This window comes from Bacteroidota bacterium (genome assembly GCA_016699695.1).
Classification (GTDB): Bacteria; Bacteroidota; Bacteroidia; order Bacteroidales; family UBA10428; genus UBA10428.
Genome location: CP065006.1, coordinates 834,096 through 852,917, shown reverse-complemented (window position 1 = coordinate 852,917; position 18,822 = coordinate 834,096). Strand labels below are relative to the sequence as shown.

The following is an 18,822-nucleotide window of genomic DNA, read 5'->3' as shown; positions in this document are numbered from 1 at the left end:
TATTTGTTTAGTTGCCTTTACTTGTTTTTTAATATTGCTGAGAAGTGATGGATTTAACTCCACACATTTGTTTTCAGTTCAATAACGAAAATTAAGCTAAAGATAGTACTAAACACTGTAAATTATAAAACTGAAAGAGCATCGTTGAAAAATTGGAGATTAACAATAAATGGGTTTTATGGAAATAAAATGAAAAGGATATTTATTTGAACGCTTAAATGTTATCCTGAAATTCTTCGCTTAGCCGTGAGGGTTATAAATTGGAGTGTTTGAACAAAATTATTGTCAGACTGGAGAGTTGGACTCCTACTAAAAAAATAAGAAGCCGTTTAATAAAACAGCTTCTTATTATTCATTCTAAAGACTAATTCTCGAGGTTCCTTTTCAGGTTTATTATACAAAAGTGCGTGTGGTGACAGGCAATAATGGGCCGGCCTGGTTATACGAGAAGATAAAACTACGAGGCACCGTTCCTCTCGACCATGCTAAATTGTTAAACTGGGTGTGCTGTTCCCACATCCTAAAAGCAGCGGCAATGTCGTCGGGGCATGCCTGCTTCAGGTGCAACCCAAAAATCCTTTTTCGGATATCAACTACCGAGGCATCCATTACTGAAACATTCATCTCGCCATCGGCACTGAACCCTCTGTCGTTAACGTTGCACGATCCCACTGTATAGCCGGCATCGTCTACTATCATCAGTTTGGCATGGAGGTCAATGGGCAGAAAGGTAATGACACCCTCGCTGTTGGTGTAATAGGTTTGCAGGAAATGAAACTGAAAATTCGGCCTAACACGCCTTATTTCCTGAAAGGCAGCATGTGTCCAGTAAGTGCTGGGCGATGCAATCTCCAACCTGCTACCGGGCGAATAGGTGGTGAGGTAGTCGGGTGGCACCACCACCACCACAATTAAGTCGCGGTTTCTGGATATCGCCCTTGCTATTTCCTGTGCTACGGGTTCGGAGCGGAAATATTGATCTTCGATATAAATATACCTTTCTGCGGTTCGGATGGCTGAGAGGTACACTTCTAAAATATCCGTTCGTCGGATTACAGCCGATCCATAAGGAGGAAGTGTACGCGTTATTTGCGAGCGAATGCCAGTTCCGCTTGAAGCAAGAGTGGGCAATGTTACAGTAGTAGCATGTCGGTGGTAATTGAGTCTGTTTGTTTTACAAAAATTCCATCGCTCGGCAAAGTTCGAAGCTACGTCATGTACCGCATCTCCGGTAAGTTTTGCCATATAGTCATGCCGGGGTGGATTGATGGACGAGGGATCGCGATGGCGGGCCAGGGATGAGCGTGCAGAGGCATCGGCATCAAAGGCGGCCCGTCGGATATCGAAGGCTTCATGGGCATTGGTATCCCAGTCGTTTTGTTTTGCATTCATTCCACAAACAAAGGCAACATTATTGTCTATCACAATGGTTTTTTGATGCCAGCTGCCACCAAAGTCGGGGTGTTCCTGGTACATGACTTCCAGGTGCCCCACAGCACCAGAGAGCCGGATCAGGGTATCGGCAAAGTTCTGTCTGGCATTAAACGGATAGTCCCATAGAAGAATTCTAACCTTCACACCTGCACGAAATTTAGTTCGTATTAAGGTGTAGATGGTATTGCTGAGTCGGTCAGCCGGATTACTAATCGCTGTTGCAAGATTTCTGGTTAGTTCGATGTCATTTTGCATTGCCCAAAAGCAAAGATGAATGCTTTCCTGGGCATTGGCAATCTGAGTTCTCACTTCAGCCCAGGCTTCTTCTCCGTTGATAAGAAGGGTGGCCTGAGTATTCGTGCGGACAGGGTATTCGCTCGTGACGAAAAAATTTACTGGCATGGCAGATAGTATTTGTACCCTTAGGGATTTATGAATACCTTATGGGTTTACACCAGTTATATTGATGTTGTTTCCGGTCATCATGTCTCTGATATTCGGAATTTCTGCTAAATCCTGCAGTACAACCAACGAAGTAGGAATAGTAACTTCCCAGGGTTTGGAGTCTTCAGGATAAGGCACACCATCGTCGAGTTTACCCAGGTTTTCGCTTATTTCTTTAATGATTGGTACATATAGGTCGTCACCAATTAGCGGAACATCATTGCCATTCCAGATAATTCCTGTCTGACAATAAAGTGCGATGGCTTTTTCAAATCCTGGTCTGACCGGAATCTGGACCCTTGCGGCTCCAGCTTTTAGAAAGGCTGCAAAATCGAGATCAGGGTCGGTTAAGTGCAAAGCATTTATCCATTTTGCATGACGGCCCCAGAAGTAGGGGTAAAAAACGTAAAGGATATTTTCCCATTCGAAAGCATTTTCGAAAAATCTGATGTATGATCCATTCGGACACACTTTTGCTAAATCCATGGTTGGTTCTACTGAAGATGCAAAAGAATTTATATTCAAGTAAGACGAATTAGTGAGAATCATTACTATGAGTTTTTTTAATTCTTCTTTCTCAATTCGTCTGTTTTCAATCGGATTTCTTCCTTCTATTTCAATACCTTTTTGAATATCTTTTTGGGCCAATTTTGAATCGTACAAAGCCTTTTGATCGAGATATGCCTGCATGATGCCATTGTACATTTTAAGCTGCCATTTTGCAAATGATTCGTCGGTTAGCCGGCAAATAACATCCACGCCAAGGGTAAAACTCCAGATTTGCATTAACTCTATTGCTATAGAAATTTCACCGCGGTAAGACCTTCCGAATGAATGGTACGAGGCGCCCCAGACATTTGATCTGTCAGCGCTGGCATCGCCTACCATCACCCTAAAGCTATGCTCCTTACCACGTTCCCATATTAAGTCCGATTTTATAATGGTAGCATATCCCTCATATCCATCATCGATGGCTAATGCAGTAGAACGGCCAATGTTTAAATTCGAACTGCCATCCTGCTTATCGAAATAGGATTTCACCTTAAATGCCGATGGGGGCTCTGGTGCATTGATAACATTGTATTTACTTATATAATCGTTGTAATTCGTGCGGGTTAGGTTTGATGGTTTTAAAGGGGCGCTGCCGTAAATCGGGTAGGTGGGTAGTTCGGGTTTAATGATTTCCGAATCAGCTGGAGGGTTTTCAACAGTGGCATAAAGGAAGTATGCTGCTGGTTCAGGTATTACAAATTCGTACATCATCCGTTGACCATAGTTGAAGATCTGTGCATCGTAAATTTTGTTGAGCCACCGATAAATACCTCTAAGGTGTTTGGCTCCGGCCAGCGTATTATCCAGACGGTGAGTATTCGATTCTTCTATCTGGTTCAGCACCCTTCTTCTGAGTTCTTCGGTTACTTTGGTTTTAACTTTTTCTGATGTTTTTTCAGTGACTTCTCTTGAATAGGAGGTCGATTTTTTTTGTGTTTCCTGCACTGACGAGGAGAAGCCTGCATTAAGACTCGCCGAAAAGCTTATGCTTGGCCCATAGCTGCCACTCACTTGTAGCCCTGCATCGACATGTGCTTTTTGTTCCACAATTTTCTCGGCCTCAGTTTGCATTTCGTTGCGTTCGGTGCTTTGCAGGTTTCGCTCTTTCTCGGTTTCGGTTTCTGTAATTGTGCTTGAGATTACTTCCGTAAGGTCTAAACGTTTGTGCACCCTTTCGCGAAATTCACCGGCCAGAGCATTTTCGACATGGGCAAATTCTGCAAGTTCATATGCCTTAAGAGTTTGTCTCACAATGAGTAAATCTCCAATTCCGGTATTAAAGGTACATTTCTGAACAAAGTTTTTTGGCGCTTGTGCGATGGTGCCAGATTTTTCTTGAAAAGCTTCTATGAGTTTTTTCTTTTCGACATAGTTGCCACCAACGGGAATCATTTTATTGTAGCTAAAATCAGATTCTGTATGGCTGTGAATGTATTTTATTTCTTCCTCAATTTTGCCGATAGCTTTTATTGGATTTATTTTTTCTGGTTCAAGCTTGAAGCTATTAAGAACTTTTTTCGAACCATCACTTAATTGACTAAAAGCTTTGTTAGACAGAATAAATTCTTGCCGTGCAGGATGAATCTTGTTGCTGATGAAACTGGACAGTAAAATATTTTTTTGCTCTGCGGGTTCTTTGCATTGGTTGGATAATAAACTGATATGGTTTTCCAGTTCTTTGATTCTGTCATTTTCGGTACTATGGTCTTCCGGTACAAACCTGTAATTTTCGTCCAGAGCCATGTTCGACAATTCGCGGTGGGCTAATTCAAGCTGTTGAAGCTTTTCTTTGTTCTTGTTTTTTTCTTTTTCCCTCTCGTCAATTTCCAAATCCGGAGCTGGTGGTTCAATTGGCTCAGGTTCCTTCCGGGAAGATTTTAATAAAGGAAACACTACAGTACTTCTGCCAAAAAAGTCATTGATCACTTCATCATCAATCAGCTTTAAAGTTTTATCGCCTAACGATTTTAGCGTAAACAAAATTTTAATTGCATTAATTTTCTCTTCCTTTTCCGAAGAAATGGTGCCGGAAAGAATATCAGCTAAAACCGAATCGCATAGTTGAAAATAGGTTTGTGTAAATTCTGCATCCTTCAAAAGGGCAGCCAGGGTTTTGCCTGCTATCTTTTCAAGTACAGCGATAAAATCATTTTTAGTAAACTTCTGGTTTCCATTCTCTGAAATCCAAACAGCCATTTCCTCCACCGGGAATTTTATGGCGTCCATGCTGTTCACATAATTGGAAGAGCTCTTGTATCGTCTGCCAATAGCAGAAAGTTCCTGAATAGTAGCTCCGGCAGCTACAGCTTTTTTAATTTCGTTGTAAAATGTTGATTTGCTATTAGGCTGATAAACATGCATGTTTAACCTGCCTTTTTCTTTCTCAAGCCTTGTCGGCCTTAGGGAAATAAACCTAAAAATGTTTTCGATGTTTGCCATGATTGGTTGGTTTTAAGTATTATTTAGTATTTGAAGTGGTTTTTTTGAGTAATAGATTTGAATTTGGCTTGTGCGAAAGCTTTTTGTAGCTTGTGAGAAGGTAGATATCAAAAAGAATTCAAAGAACGAGGAGGTTAAAACTTACTTTTTCATATCGCTCGATATGAAGAATAAGGATTATTTTTTATGATTTGACTTTTTAAAGTTGAAGTCAATTGCATTTCAACTTTATAAACTCTATTAAAAAATGAAGTATAAAATCTTTGAGATTGTGAAAGTTGAGTTAAACTTTGTTTGCTTAAGGTTGAATTAAAGATAATCCAAAATCTGCAAATCTGTATGGTTAGAAATCGAAAAACTCTATTTTTAATTTAGAAAAAAAATACTAATAAGCACTATTTCAGTATTTTGCAAGAGTAGTAATTTAAATTAAAAAAAACGGCATGCACAAATTATGCATGCCGTGATGGTTTTTTAAAAAAGCCCAAGTTGGAAGCCGGGTCGAATATAATAGATTTTCCTGGAAATCTTTTTAGGACAGAAACTAAACTTACTAACTGAGTATTTTCCCTTTGAAAATAAAAAATCCCTGCACATTTTCATGGCAGGGACTATAACTAAAAATTACAAGTTATTATTTTACTTCTTCGAAGTCCACATCGGTCACTTCCTGGTCTTTTCCTTTTTGACCTTCCGCCTGCTGGGTTTGCGGATTGTCACCAGCCTGTGCATTCTGCGTTTGCTGACTTGCATTGTAAATGTCCTGCGAGGCAGCTTGCCAAACTGTATTTAATTCGGCTGTGGCTTTGTCAATGGCATCAACATCCTGTTTTTTGTGGGCCTCTTTCAATTGTTCGAGGCCTTTTTCTATGGACGACTTTTTATCTGCCGGTATCTTATCGCCAAATTCAGTGAGTTGTTTTTCCGTTTGGAAAATAAGGCTGTCGGCGGCATTGATTTTATCAATGCGTTCGCGTGCTTTTTTGTCAGTTTCTTCGTTTGCTTTGGCTTCCTGGCGCATACGGTTTATTTCGTCATCCGACAAGCCAGATGAAGCTTCGATGCGAATGCTCTGCTCTTTGCCAGTACCTTTATCCTTTGCTGACACATGGAGAATTCCATTGGCATCAATATCGAAAGCTACTTCGATCTGAGGAATTCCGCGCGGTGCCGGTGGAATACCATCGAGGTGAAAACGTCCGATGGTTTTATTGTCGGCAGCCATGGAGCGTTCTCCTTGCAACACATGAATCTCCACAGAGGGTTGATTGTTGGCTGCAGTAGTAAAAGTCTCAGCCTTTTTCGTAGGTATGGTAGTGTTGGATTCAATGAGCTTGGTCATTACACCCCCCATGGTCTCGATTCCCAAAGAAAGAGGAGTTACATCAAGCAGCAATACATCCTTTACTTCTCCAGTGAGCACACCACCCTGAATGGCTGCACCAATGGCGACAACCTCGTCGGGATTCACCCCCTTTGAAGGTTTTTTACCAAAGAACTTCTCTACGATTTCCTGTATGGCAGGAATGCGTGTTGAACCACCCACAAGAATTACTTCGTCTATATCGGAAACCGATAAACCGGCATCTTTAATGGCCTTTTTGCAAGGCTCAATGGTGGCTTGGATCAATTTGTCAGCCAATTGTTCGAAATTTGCGCGGGTTAGTGTACGCACAAGGTGTTTAGGTATGCCATCAACAGGCATAATATAGGGTAGGTTAATTTCTGTAGAAGATGAGCTGGAAAGCTCGATTTTGGCTTTTTCCGCAGCTTCTTTTAAGCGCTGCAAAGCCATGGCATCTTTGCGAAGATCGATGCCTTCGTCTTTTTTAAACTCATCGGCCAGCCAGTCGATAACTACCTGATCGAAATCGTCGCCACCAAGGTGGGTGTCTCCGTTTGTCGATTTTACTTCAAATACACCATCGCCCAATTCGAGAATGGAAATATCAAAAGTTCCTCCACCCAAATCGAACACGGCAATTTTCATGTCGTGGTGTTTCTTGTCAAGTCCATAAGCAAGCGAGGCAGCTGTAGGCTCGTTGATAATACGTTTTACAGTAAGCCCGGCAATTTCTCCGGCTTCCTTGGTTGCCTGACGCTGTGAGTCGTTAAAATAAGCAGGAACAGTAATTACAGCTTCCGTTACTTCCTGACCCAAATAGTCTTCGGCAGTTTTTTTCATCTTTTGCAGAACCATTGCCGATATTTCCTGCGGTGTGTAAAGTCGGTCGTTTATTTTTACGCGAGGGGTGTTGTTGTCGCCTTTTTCTACAATGTAGGGTACCCTTTGCACTTCTTTTGTACAATTGGTAAAGGATTCACCCATAAAGCGTTTGATAGAATAGATGGTTTTTGTAGGATTTGTAATAGCCTGACGTTTTGCAGGGTCGCCCACTTTTCTTTCACCATTCTCAATAAAAGCCACTATCGAGGGGGTTGTGCGTTTTCCCTCGCTGTTGGGAATCACCACAGGTTCGTTACCTTCCATTACAGATACACAACTGTTGGTTGTTCCTAAATCGATTCCAATTATTTTACCCATGATTCGATATTTTATTTTACTAAATATTTCGTTTGATTGGCATCCTTTAGTCAATGATTATGCCAAGGGAATTTCCTATCCATTTTGCTGACAAAAATGAATCTGTCCTTGTTTCAAGCAATTTTTATTGTGACAAAAAGACAGAATTATTCTCATTTCATTACATCCGATTCGCATTACAAAAGACTATTTGACCCATAAATCAGAATAAACTAGTGATAAGATGGTAGTGTTATAGAGGCAAAAGAATTGTCTGTATTACTTTTTATCCTGTTGTGGCTTCTGTATTAAAAGTTTTTCTCAAATTTGCAGCGAATATAATCCGTCAACATGTCGATACACAGCCAGGTAAAAAGGATCACTACCCACGTACTTTATGAGATGAAGTTGCGGGGTGAAAAAATTTCCATGCTCACAGCTTATGATTATTCCATGGCCCGTATTGTCGACCAGGCCGGCGTGGATATCATACTGGTAGGTGATTCGGCTTCCAATGTCATGGCAGGCAACGAAACTACCCTTCCTATTACCCTCAACGAAATGATTTATCATGCGGCAGGTGTAGTAAGGGCGGTTAAGCGTGCACTTGTGGTTGTAGACTTACCCTTTGGTACATACCAGGGAAATTCCAAAGAAGCTCTGAATTCTGCCATACGGATCATGAAAGAAACCGGTGCTCACGCTGTTAAATTAGAGGGAGGAAAAGAAATAATTGAATCGGTGGAGCGAATTCTTTCGGCAGGTATCCCGGTAATGGGCCATCTGGGACTTACACCTCAGGCCATTCATAAATTTGGAACTTTTGTGGTGCGTGCCCGCGAAGAGCAAGAGGCCCTTAAATTGAAAGAAGATTCTAAATTACTCGATCAGGCTGGCGTGTTTGGTATTGTGCTGGAAAAGATTCCAGCCCAATTAGCCGCCGAAGTGACAAAGTCGATTAAAACTCCTGTAATAGGCATAGGTGCCGGATCGGGAGTTGATGGACAGGTGTTGGTTTTGCACGACATGCTTGGAATTACCCAGGAGTTTTCTCCGAGGTTTCTGCGCAGATACCATAACCTTCACCAGGAGATTCTAGGAGCAGTAGAGAATTACATCCGCGATGTAAAGAATCAGGAGTTTCCTAACGAGCGCGAGCAATACTAATTTAATATAGACCATCTGAGTTTCTATTACATGGCTTATTTCTAAAAGATAATAAGCTCTAATCTGTTTTTATGAGTTCCGATCTTGATATAATATTTGAAGACAACCACATTATTGCTGTAAACAAAGGCAATCACGACCTGGTTCAAGGCGATAAAACCGGCGATGCTTCGCTGGACAGACGGCTTAAAAGCTATCTGAAAGAAAAATACAATAAACCAGGCGAAGTTTTTCTGGGGGTCACGCATCGGCTCGACAGACCTGTGAGTGGTGTAGTGTTGTTTGCTCGCACCAGCAAAGCATTGGCAAGACTTAACAAATTGTTTAGTGAGGGAGGTATAAAAAAAACATATTGGGCCATTACACGAAATAGGCCACCGGCAGAATCTGATACGCTGGTATGTTACATGAAGAAAAACGAAAAGCAGAATAAATCTTATTGCTACGACGAAGCGGTGAAGGATTCTAAGCGGGCAGAACTTCATTATTCCCTTATAGGACATTCCGACCGTTACTATTTGCTCGAAGTGAACCTGAAAACAGGCAGGCATCACCAGATCAGGGCTCAGCTTGCCCGTATGGGTTGCCCCATTAAAGGCGACCTGAAATATGGCGACGATCGCTCGAATGAAGATGGAGGTATTTCCTTGCATGCCCGAAGGATAGAGTTTATTCATCCTGTAAAAAATGAACCAGTTGACCTGGTTGCCTCCACACCTGTCACCGAAAAGCTTTGGAACCTTTTTAAGTAGGGTGAAACGATTATTCTTATTTGAGTTTCCTTTTCTATTACATCTATTCAATTAACGAAAAACTCCTATCAATCCTCGCCCAGAAAGAAAAGATGTTGATAAATTGAAATAATCCGGCAGGTTTAAAGGTTTATTTTAGCAAGCAACATGAATTATCTTTTTACATGAGGAAATTAAAAATTATGCTGGCCGGAGTTATGTGGGTGGCCATGCTGCAGGCGCAGAAAGGGACGAAAATTACCCGTCAGGAATACATCGATACCTATAAAGAGTTGGCCATGGACGAAATGCGTCGCTCTGGTATACCTGCAAGTATTACGCTGGCGCAAGGATTGCTCGAATCGGGCAATGGCAATAGTTCTCTGGCGGTAAAAGGAAATAATCATTTCGGAATTAAATGCCATAATTGGACAGGGGCCACAATTCGACACAACGACGATGCCCGCAATGAGTGCTTTCGCAAATATAAATCGGCAGAGCTATCTTATCGTGACCATTCGGATTTTTTAACCTCTACAAAACGATACTCCGAACTCTTTGAGCTAGCCCCCGACGACTACAAAGGCTGGGCAAAAGGATTAAAAAAGACAGGTTACGCCACAAGCCCTACTTACGACAAAGCACTTATTACAATTATCGAAGAGAATAAGCTATACGAGCTAGACACCCAGGTGCTTTCTTCCCCAGGCAAAAAAGGCACAAAGGATTCTTTAGCCGAAGGTGAACTTCGCGAAGTGCATTACAACAATCGTGTCAAATACGTCGTTGCCCGTTCTGGCGACACATGGTACTCACTCACTCAGGAGCTTAAACTGTTCGACTGGCAATTGCCAAAGTATAATGAATGCAGCATAAATGATTCAATTTCTGCTGGTCAGCGCGTCTATCTTCAACCTAAGCGCAATCGTACTTATGGCAATACTAAAAGTCATGTGGTAAAGGAAGGTGAAACAGTATATACCATCTCGCAGGAATATGCCATAAAAGAGCAAAAGCTTCGCGAAAGAAATAGCTTACCCAAAGGTACTGAACCTTCACCGGGCACACTTTTGCTGCTCAACAAGAAATCTACTGTGAATTCGCAACCGAAAGTGGAAGCAAGACCTGAAATCTCTAAAGAGGAAGTTGAACCGGAGAAAAAGGTTCAGCTTTTTCAGACGCAGGATTCTACCGAATTTAAGATTATATATGATTTAGACAGCGAGTGAGTACTTTTCTTTTTTGTGGAACCCTAAGAGAAAAGAAGCAGCATCCATTTTGTTTTTTCCTGCCACCTGAAGGCTATGCACCACAATGCTTCCCTGGCTGCAACAAATGCGAATCCGGCCAGGTATCGAATAATCAATGCTGCCCGGAGCGCCAATGGCTTGATTGTAATCTGCAATGGCATCAAATATCTTCACGTCAAGAGTTTCTTCTTCTGTACTTGTAAATCTTGTCCATGCAGCAGGGTAGGGGCTTAACCCACGGATGAAATTATTTACCTTTTCGGCGGGCTGGTTCCAGTTGATCTGGCAATTTTCTTTAAATATTTTTGGAGCACTGTGTAAGTTCAAACCTTCAGAGAGGCTTTGTTGCGGAATAGCCTTTGCCGTTCCAGATTCGATAGCACGAATGGTTTTCACCAGGAGTTCAGCGCCAGAAAGCATTAATTTATCGTGCAGGCTGCCTGCATTGTCCGATTCTGAAATTTCCACCTCGCAGCTATCGATGATATGACCGGTATCGATTTCGTGCCGAATAAAAAAGGTAGTGGCACCGGTAATTTTTTCCCCATTGATAAGTACCCAGTTGATGGGTGCAGCGCCCCTATAATCGGGTAAAAGCGAGGCATGCAGATTGATGGTGCCCATAGGTGGCATGGTCCACACAATTTCGGGAAGCATGCGAAATGCCACCACTACAAATAAATCGGCATTAAGATTTTTTAGTTGACTTAGAAACTCATCCGATTTGAGGTTGGTGGGCTGAAGAATGGGAGCTATACCATGCTGAAGTGCATATTCCTTAACCGCGGGGCTCTGGATCTTTTTTCCTCTACCGGCAGGTTTGTCAGGTGCGGTTACAACTCCAGCCAGGGTGATTCCGTTTTTTACAATGGCATTGAGCGAGGCCACAGAAAATTCAGGGGTGCCCATAAAAACCACACGTATTGCCATTCTTAATACGATTTACTATTTTTTGTTTTGCTTGCTAAGCTTGTACGAATGCCCCATTTTTACCTCTTTCGTTTCGAGGTAGCGCCTGTTATGTTCGTTAGGCTCAATAATCAGGGGTATGTTTTCTACAATTTCAAGTCCATATCCTTCAAGTCCGGCCCGTTTTACAGGGTTGTTGGTAATCAGCCTTATTTTGCCTAGTCCCAATTCGTGTAAAATGCATGCTCCTACGCCATAATCGCGCTCGTCGCTTTCGAACCCCAGACTTATATTTGCTTCAACAGTATCCTGTCCTTCTTCCTGAAGTTTATAGGCATGGATTTTATGAAAAATACCTATGCCTCTTCCTTCCTGCATCAGGTAAACAATTACGCCGCGTTTTTCGGCATCGATCAAACGCATAGCTTCGTGTAGTTGTGGACCGCAGTCGCAGCGATACGAACCAAAGATGTCGCCAGTCATGCAGGAAGAATGCACTCTTACGAGCACTGAATCACCTTTGTTCCAGCGACCTTTGACCAGTGCCACATGCTCGCGGCCATTCGATTTTTGAATAAAGGGTATGATGTCAAAATTGCCAAATTCGGTAGGTAGTTTTGCCTGCTCTCCTTTAATAATAATACTGTCCCGGCGGAGCTGATATTCGATCAGACTTTTAATGGTTACAATTTTAAGGTCGAAGCGGTTGGCGATGGCAATGAGTTCAGGCATACGGGCCATTGTGCCATCTTCGTTCATTATTTCTACCAGGGCACCACCGGGCTTTAATCCTGCAAGTCTTGCCAGGTCCACAGCAGCTTCGGTATGGCCTGCTCTTCTTAAAACACCTCTTGTGCGGGCTTTGAGCGGAAAAATGTGGCCAGGCCGTCCCAGGTCCTGAGGTTTTGTATGCGGATCGACAAGGGCATTGATAGTTTTAGCCCTGTCTCTTGCTGAAATTCCGGTACTGCAATCAGGACCTAACAAATCCACTGAAACAGTAAAGGGTGTTGCATGCGAAGAAGTATTGGTGCGCACCATAAGGTCAAGTTCAAGTTCATTGCAGCGGTCTTCCGGAATGGCACAGCAGATGAGTCCGCGTCCATAGGTGGCCATAAAGTTCACCATTTCTGGGCTTACATGTTCAGCAGCAGCTACAAAATCGCCTTCGTTTTCGCGATCCTCGTCGTCTACAACAATTACCAGTTTACCGTTTCGAATATCCTGAATAGCCTCTTCGATGGTGTTTAATCGGTTTACAATATCGATGTTATCTTGCATTCTGTATGTTGAAATAATTCCAAATCAATTGGCAAAAGTAAGATTTGTATTAAAAAATCCACCACAAATATGTCATGCCAGTGCATTTTTCTGATGTATCATAAGTTTAATACCAACTATTCCTTTCTTTTAGCCTTTTCCCAGGCAGCATGTTGCGAACCTTTAAGGTAGCGGTAGAAACCTAAGAGGGTGGCATAGTTCATCATTAGCAGGTAATAGGGTAAAAAGAATCCCTTCCATCGAAGTTGATTTTTGCGCATCAAGTATCCAAACAATGCAAGTAGGTATACGATGGTCTGCATTGTAAGAATTGCCTGGTAAAAAGTATTTGTCTCTCCGGTTATTACGAGTAGCAGGTTAACCACAAACAGAAAAGGAATTGCCAGTGGTGCCAGAAGCCAGCGAAACACCTTGTGCGAAATGTATTGAAAAGCCAGCATGGGGTATCTGAAAATATTCAATGGCCGGCTCCAGCTAAAAAGTACCTGAAAGGCCCCGGCTGCAATACGGATTTTTCTTTTACTTTCTTCGCCAATCGAGGCCGAAGGTTGCTCGGTAGCCAATGCTTGAGGCACGTAGGAAATTTTGTAGCCTTTCAAAGCCACCTGCAACGAAATTACAAAATCATCGATGACAGTGTTTTCGGCGGGAGGGGAATACAATTCTGTTTTAATGGCATAGATTTCACCTGCGGCCGATAGGGTTGATCCTGTATGAGACTCAAGTTTTTTTATGAACGATTCATAATTCCAGTAAAATCCTTCGCCTGAGCCAGTAGCGGTATCTTTTTGATGGGATACAATGCGCTTTTCACCGGCGGCACAACCAACATTCTTATCAGAAAGTGCGGCTGCAAGCCATTTTACTGAGTCGGCGGTTAAAAATGTATTGGCATCGGAGAAAACAGTGACTGGTGTTTTTACGAACTTCATGGCTCTGTTAATTGCAGCAGTTTTTCCTTTTCTTTCCCCAGAATGAAGAGAGATCATATCGGGGTTGGCGGCGATAATTTTTTCAGTGCCATCGTCTGACCCGTCTGTGACCCAAATTATCTGAAGTTTCTCTTTTGGATAATTGAGTTGTCTGCAGTTGTTGATCTTTTGCTGAGCAATTGCAGCCTCATTATAGGCTGCCACGACCATACTCACCTCCGGAAAATTATCGTCGGAAGGAAGCCTGGGAGGCCTGTTTTTCTTAAAAAGCCTTAGGCAAAGTAATACCAATGTATATCCGGCATAGGTGTAAAACAAGATGCCGGCCAACAGCCAAAATAGTATTTCCAGCATCAGAGGTTAGTAAGATAAAATTTTACCAGGTCTTCGGCCAGTGCCTTGTTGGTATAATTGTTTCGTATAAACCGAATAGAATTTTCGCCCAGTTTGATAAAGAAGTCGGTGTTCTCCAGCACAATCTGCACTCCTGTGGCAAAATCCTCAGGCGATTCTGCCACGATGGCATGGTAGTTTGGAATGATATCAAGACCTTCGGCCCCAATGGGTGTGGTAACCACAATTTTGCCTAATGCCATGGCTTCTACAATTTTTACCCGCATACCACCTCCCGACAAAAGAGGCACAATCATAATGTCATACTCATTCGCAAAATCAGTGGCGCTTTCTACCTCGCCATGAAAAAAGATACCCGGCTTGTCGATGGTTTTAGGAAACCACTCTGGAGCATTTCGGCCTGCTACATGAAATTCGATGTCAGAGCTTTGATAACTCAGCATAGGCCATACATTTTTCACAAACCAATGTACCCCTTCCTGATTTGGCAACCATTCCAGGGAGCCCAGAAAATAGAGTTTTCGGTTTTTTCGAATTTTAAGCCCATCGGCAATGTGATTTTCCGGAATGCCGGTTTGAATTACCCTGTAGTTTTTCTTGTTCCCGTATTTCTGGTATTCTACCGCGTCGCGGTATGTGATGGGTATCAGGTAATCGTATTTATTAATGGCCTTTCGTTCGTATTTTTCGACCCTTTTCGCCAGAATTTTAAAATAATGCCTTTTAAAAAACGATTGTTCATTTTCAACCAAACGATACCATATTTCGTTTTCGATGTTATGTGAGCGAAGGCTTATTTTAGCTTGCGAATTTGCACGGATATCTTCAAGATAAGCCATCATGTAAAGACCTTCGATTTGAACAATGTCGTACTTTTTCGCCTGAAGCATATTTATGAGCTCTGCACGAAATCTGCTGTCGATGAAGCGTTCGGCATTGTAAGGTATTTTTGAAAGTAAGAGATTGCGAAAAGCCTTGGGTACTGAGATGGTTGTATCGACAAATATGCTTCGCATGCTCAGCCTGTTTGCCAATTCAGACGAAGTAAGTGTGTTGGGATGTTTATGGGTTTCGATGGCGAGAATATCCACCTCATGACCGGCCTGCGAAAGTCCCAAAGCCATATTGTAAATGGCTATGCAACCGCCATCTTTGGGTGGGAAGGGTACTTTGTTGCAAACCTGTAGTATTTTCATCCTTGTTTTTGTTTAACGAATCATGCTCGTTTCAAAATAATAACTGCTAGGTATTAATTTTAAGCGAAGTGCCCAATTCCGGAATCAGTCGCTTGATTTGTTTTAGCTTCGAGCGCAGTACTATTAATTTAATAATATGACGCGCTGCCACAAACAAGGTAAAGGGAGGCAGACAGGCCAGAATAATTAACCCATACTGCCTTGCTATCGGATCCTGAAACTCGCTTATGTTCATGGCCGGAAACTCATAGATTTTAGCCCTGATGCTTTTGTTGTGAAAAACACTGCTGTTAATTATAGAGGCAAAGGTGTTGTAATAAAGTCTCTCGAATATGACTAGTTCAGAATCGTTTTGGGGAGAAAACATGTCGATGATTATGTCCGGCACGTTAAATTTATGTGTTTCGAGCAGCTGTTCGATGCTATCGTTGAGGCTAAACAGCGAAGAATACATGTTTTCGGTTTTAGCTTCAGTCCGAATGGTATCGTCCATTACATCTATATGCACCATGTCGACTACATTATAACGCTGGCCAAATACTTTTTTTATGAAATTACTATAAGTATCGAGGTTAAATATCGATGAATCGGTGGTGGCTTTATAAGTTATAAAGGCACCAATTACTGCAAACAATACCGATGTTGCCCACATGCCTTGTTCGTCTGTCCAAACACTCGAACGCACCAACTTTTCACCTATCAGCGAGAGTACATAATACAGAATAAAAAACACTACGGATATTACCATCGGAAGGCCTAGTCCACCTTTACGTATGATAGCACCTAAAGGGGCACCAATAAACATAAAAAGCAGGCAGGCAATGGAAACAGTAAATTTCCGCTGCCATTCAACCTCGTATCGGCGCAGGTTTTCGAATTTAAACTCGAGTGTTTGGTGCGAATTGGCGACCAGGTTTTTGGTGGTTCTGGCAGCAGACAAAGCAGCCGATGTGATGCGGCTTTTCTCCTGAAGGGTGAAGGTGTTAAAAAGGCTGTCTGTATCGAAAAGAATAACAGGGATACTAACCTCGGCAATTATGGAGTCCGGAGAATCTATTCGTTCAGGTTTTTTAGCATGTTTCGCCAACGAGTCGAGGGCTTGTTTTTTTTGCTGAAGTCTATTTCCGCCGATCGCATTACGCTCAGCTTGTGGTATGATTAGAGCATCCGGTTCTCTTTCACTTCGCTTACTTCTTGGGTTTCGCATTTTGAAATAGTCGTTATGAAGAGATTGGTAGAACTGGTTGTTCCTTTCATCAATTTCAAGAGACAGCGAATCGATATAATACCTCAGTTGCTTCAGATTAAGCATCGAGTAGTGACTTTTAAAAAGGCTCTGGTCTGTGCGTTGCAACCCGAAACCTTTTAATTCAATGATAATTTGTTGTTCTTTAAACTTATCGTAACGGTGCGGATAGCTTTGCATCCTTTGAGGTTTCTTCGAATCGTACAATTCGTTATAGCTATGTCCATTGTACAGGGTAATAATTAAATGTTTGTCGTTGGCAGTGACTAGCATGGTGCCAGAATCGGCAAGTGTTACCGAAGTATTTCCATGGCCCGACGAATGATCGTAAATGGTGAGTCCGTAAAGCACATTGGTTTTAGGGTCTTTGTTTTTCACCCTGATACTGTATCCGTCGATAAGGCTGTTAAACTCGCCGGGTTTTATTTGCAGTTCGGGGCGTTGTTGCCGGATATCGTACATGAGCGATCGCATTTGCAGGTTGGCATAGGGGAGCACATTGTTTGCAAAAAAGAAATCGCCAATACTTAATATCAGTACAACCAATACAAGGGGCCTCATAATACGCTGAAGTGAAATTCCAGAGGCTTTAATGGCAGTAAGCTCGTAGCGCTCGCCCAGGTTACCAAAAGTCATGAGCGATGCCATCAGTATGGAGAGGGGCAAAGCCATAGGAACCAGGCTCGCCGAAATATAAAGCATGAGTTCGGCAATGGTTTTAGTGTCGAGCCCTTTACCTACCAATTCGTCGATGTAACGCCAGAGAAACTGCACCAACAGAACAAATAGCACGATAAAAAAGATCAGAAAGAAAGGCCCGATAAAGGAACGAAGTATTAATAAGTGTAATTTTTTCACGCTTGGTAAGTTTTATCGCACAAAAACCGGAGCCAGTAAAAAGCTGATAAGTTTAAAGTCCAATTACTTGTTTTAGCCTTGTAATTTGTGTGTTCCATAGCTCGGTGGTGTCTTCGAACTCATCGGGTTCTACCATATCGGTTACTACAAGGGCTACATCTTTGGTAATTTCGTCTACATTAATGCGGAACTCAAAATAGGCTTCCGGATCGTCTATCCATTTAAACCGGATGTATCTATTTTCTTTTTTCTGCACTACTTCAGCCTTTTGTTCCATTCCATCCCAGATAAAAATGTACAAACTACCTTTGAGAATTACATCGTCGGCAAACCATTCGGCCAGGCCGCCCGGAGTGCTGAATCGCGAAAACAGAACCTTTGGGGATGAATTTATAGAGTACTCCAGTACCAGCTTTTCTTTCATGTAAATTTACTTAATCGGTCGTAAAAGCTGCAAGATATTAAATGCTGCGTTCGATTACAAATGTGCTCATCAATCGGCGGCAAAAATAGGTGTTTTTATTTTTTTTAAAGGCCAAACCAAAAATTATTGCAAAACAATCAAAAAGAAATTTATCTTTGCAACCGCTTTTTCCGGATGGGAGCATGAGATTTTCTGATGTATACAGAACCCATAGTTGTAAGCGGAAAACAGTATATTTTTTTTGGCGAGGTAGCTCAGATGGTTAGAGCGCATGATTCATAATCATGAGGTCGGCGGATCATTCCCGCCTCTCGCTACCAGCAAAGAAGGAACTTTCGAAAAAGGGTTCCTTTTTTTGTTAATAATATCAACGAAAAATCAATCGGATGTAACGATTTAATTTTAATATTCGTACACAGGTGAGGTTGATTGAATAGAATAGAGCGTAGTTGCAGGAATGAAATTCAATTTTATATACTATTATTCACTAACACCTTAACACATGAAGAATCTAAAATTTTTAACCATCAACGTCCTCCTTTTAGGATTTATGCTGTTTTCTCTTTCCTCTTGTGAGAAAGACGAGGATAAAAAGGAAGTTATTAAGGCCGAAATAGTTGGCGAATGGACCATTACCAACGGAACATTGAGTCTAACTGTCGATGGCAAGAATTATGTTCAGTATTTAATGGATGAGTGGGGATTTACACAAGAGGAAATTGATGAAATGGTTGATACAGATATTACTGGAACCTTTGACATTAACTCAGATGGCACTTATTTGACAACTGTAGATGGTGATGAATTTCCAGGAACTTGGGAATGGGGTTCAGGAAACGCAATTATTCTGGATGAAGGCACTGAAGATGAGGTTACCATGCAGGTTGAAGAGCTTACATCCAGCAAGCTTGTAATGAGTTATTCTGATGAATACGAAGAAGATTGGAATTTCGATGAAGACCCTGAAACTATTGTGGAGACCGTGAGAATGGAATGTTCGAAATAAATTACACCATTTTAAATAGATAAAAAAATCCGAGTAGATTCTTCTATCCGGATTTTTTTTAAGCATCAATTGTAC

13 protein-coding genes and 1 tRNA gene are annotated in these 18,822 nt (G+C 41.9%); 5 read left to right on the top strand and 9 right to left on the bottom strand.

Going from position 1 to position 18,822, the window contains the following annotated elements; all coding sequences use genetic code 11:
- Positions 1-393 precede the first annotated feature (393 nt).
- The 3 genes from IPM71_03535 to dnaK form a co-directional block, all read right to left on the bottom strand.
- Complete coding sequence (locus IPM71_03535) at positions 394-1,836, bottom strand: hypothetical protein (protein ID QQS51807.1); 1,443 nt, start codon at positions 1,834-1,836, stop codon at positions 394-396.
- Between the two features lie 39 nt (positions 1,837-1,875).
- Positions 1,876-4,869, bottom strand: a complete 2,994-nt coding sequence (locus tag IPM71_03530) for a hypothetical protein (GenBank protein QQS51806.1) — start codon at positions 4,867-4,869, stop codon at positions 1,876-1,878.
- Between the two features lie 634 nt (positions 4,870-5,503).
- A complete protein-coding gene (gene dnaK, locus IPM71_03525) occupies positions 5,504-7,414 on the bottom strand; it encodes a molecular chaperone DnaK (GenBank protein ID QQS51805.1) in 1,911 nt (636 codons plus the stop codon).
- 330 nt (positions 7,415-7,744) lie between these two features.
- Between dnaK and panB the strand changes: the two genes are divergently transcribed.
- The 3 genes from panB (at position 7,745) to IPM71_03510 (ending at position 10,520) form a co-directional block, all read left to right on the top strand.
- Positions 7,745-8,560 (top strand): 3-methyl-2-oxobutanoate hydroxymethyltransferase, encoded by an 816-nt coding sequence (gene panB, locus IPM71_03520; GenBank protein ID QQS51804.1) that lies wholly within the window; start codon positions 7,745-7,747, stop codon positions 8,558-8,560.
- A gap of 71 nt (positions 8,561-8,631) precedes the next feature.
- Positions 8,632-9,312 (top strand): RNA pseudouridine synthase, encoded by a 681-nt coding sequence (locus IPM71_03515; protein ID QQS51803.1) that lies wholly within the window; start codon positions 8,632-8,634, stop codon positions 9,310-9,312.
- A gap of 164 nt (positions 9,313-9,476) precedes the next feature.
- Positions 9,477-10,520: a glucosaminidase domain-containing protein gene (locus tag IPM71_03510; protein QQS51802.1), complete on the top strand. Its 1,044-nt coding sequence runs from the start codon at positions 9,477-9,479 to the stop codon at positions 10,518-10,520.
- Here the strand turns inward: IPM71_03510 and IPM71_03505 are convergent.
- From IPM71_03505 to IPM71_03480, 6 genes are all read right to left on the bottom strand, one after another.
- Complete coding sequence (locus IPM71_03505) at positions 10,506-11,471, bottom strand: methionyl-tRNA formyltransferase (GenBank protein ID QQS51801.1); 966 nt, start codon at positions 11,469-11,471, stop codon at positions 10,506-10,508. The genes IPM71_03510 and IPM71_03505 overlap by 15 nt on opposite strands.
- 15 nt (positions 11,472-11,486) lie before the next feature.
- Entirely contained in the window at positions 11,487-12,731 is a 1,245-nt protein-coding gene (locus IPM71_03500; GenBank protein QQS51800.1) for a bifunctional 3,4-dihydroxy-2-butanone-4-phosphate synthase/GTP cyclohydrolase II, read from the bottom strand.
- A 116-nt stretch (positions 12,732-12,847) separates the two neighbouring features.
- The gene (locus IPM71_03495) at positions 12,848-14,017 is read right to left on the bottom strand and encodes a glycosyltransferase family 2 protein (GenBank protein ID QQS51799.1); all 1,170 of its coding nucleotides are present in this window, start codon (positions 14,015-14,017) and stop codon (positions 12,848-12,850) included.
- Positions 14,017-15,213, bottom strand: coding sequence for a glycosyltransferase (locus tag IPM71_03490; GenBank protein QQS51798.1), 1,197 nt, complete (start codon positions 15,211-15,213; stop codon positions 14,017-14,019). The genes IPM71_03495 and IPM71_03490 overlap by 1 nt, the downstream gene beginning before the upstream one ends.
- Before the next feature lie 46 nt (positions 15,214-15,259).
- Positions 15,260-17,317: an LptF/LptG family permease gene (locus tag IPM71_03485; GenBank protein QQS51797.1), complete on the bottom strand. Its 2,058-nt coding sequence runs from the start codon at positions 17,315-17,317 to the stop codon at positions 15,260-15,262.
- Positions 17,318-17,369: 52 nt separating this feature from the next.
- Complete coding sequence (locus tag IPM71_03480; protein ID QQS51796.1) at positions 17,370-17,741, bottom strand: SRPBCC domain-containing protein; 372 nt, start codon at positions 17,739-17,741, stop codon at positions 17,370-17,372.
- Between the two features lie 243 nt (positions 17,742-17,984).
- Between IPM71_03480 and IPM71_03475 the strand changes: the two genes are divergently transcribed.
- Positions 17,985-18,061: transfer RNA gene (locus IPM71_03475), tRNA-Met, on the top strand.
- Between the two features lie 182 nt (positions 18,062-18,243).
- Complete coding sequence (locus tag IPM71_03470; protein QQS51795.1) at positions 18,244-18,747, top strand: hypothetical protein; 504 nt, start codon at positions 18,244-18,246, stop codon at positions 18,745-18,747.
- The last annotated feature ends 75 nt before the right edge of the window (positions 18,748-18,822 follow it).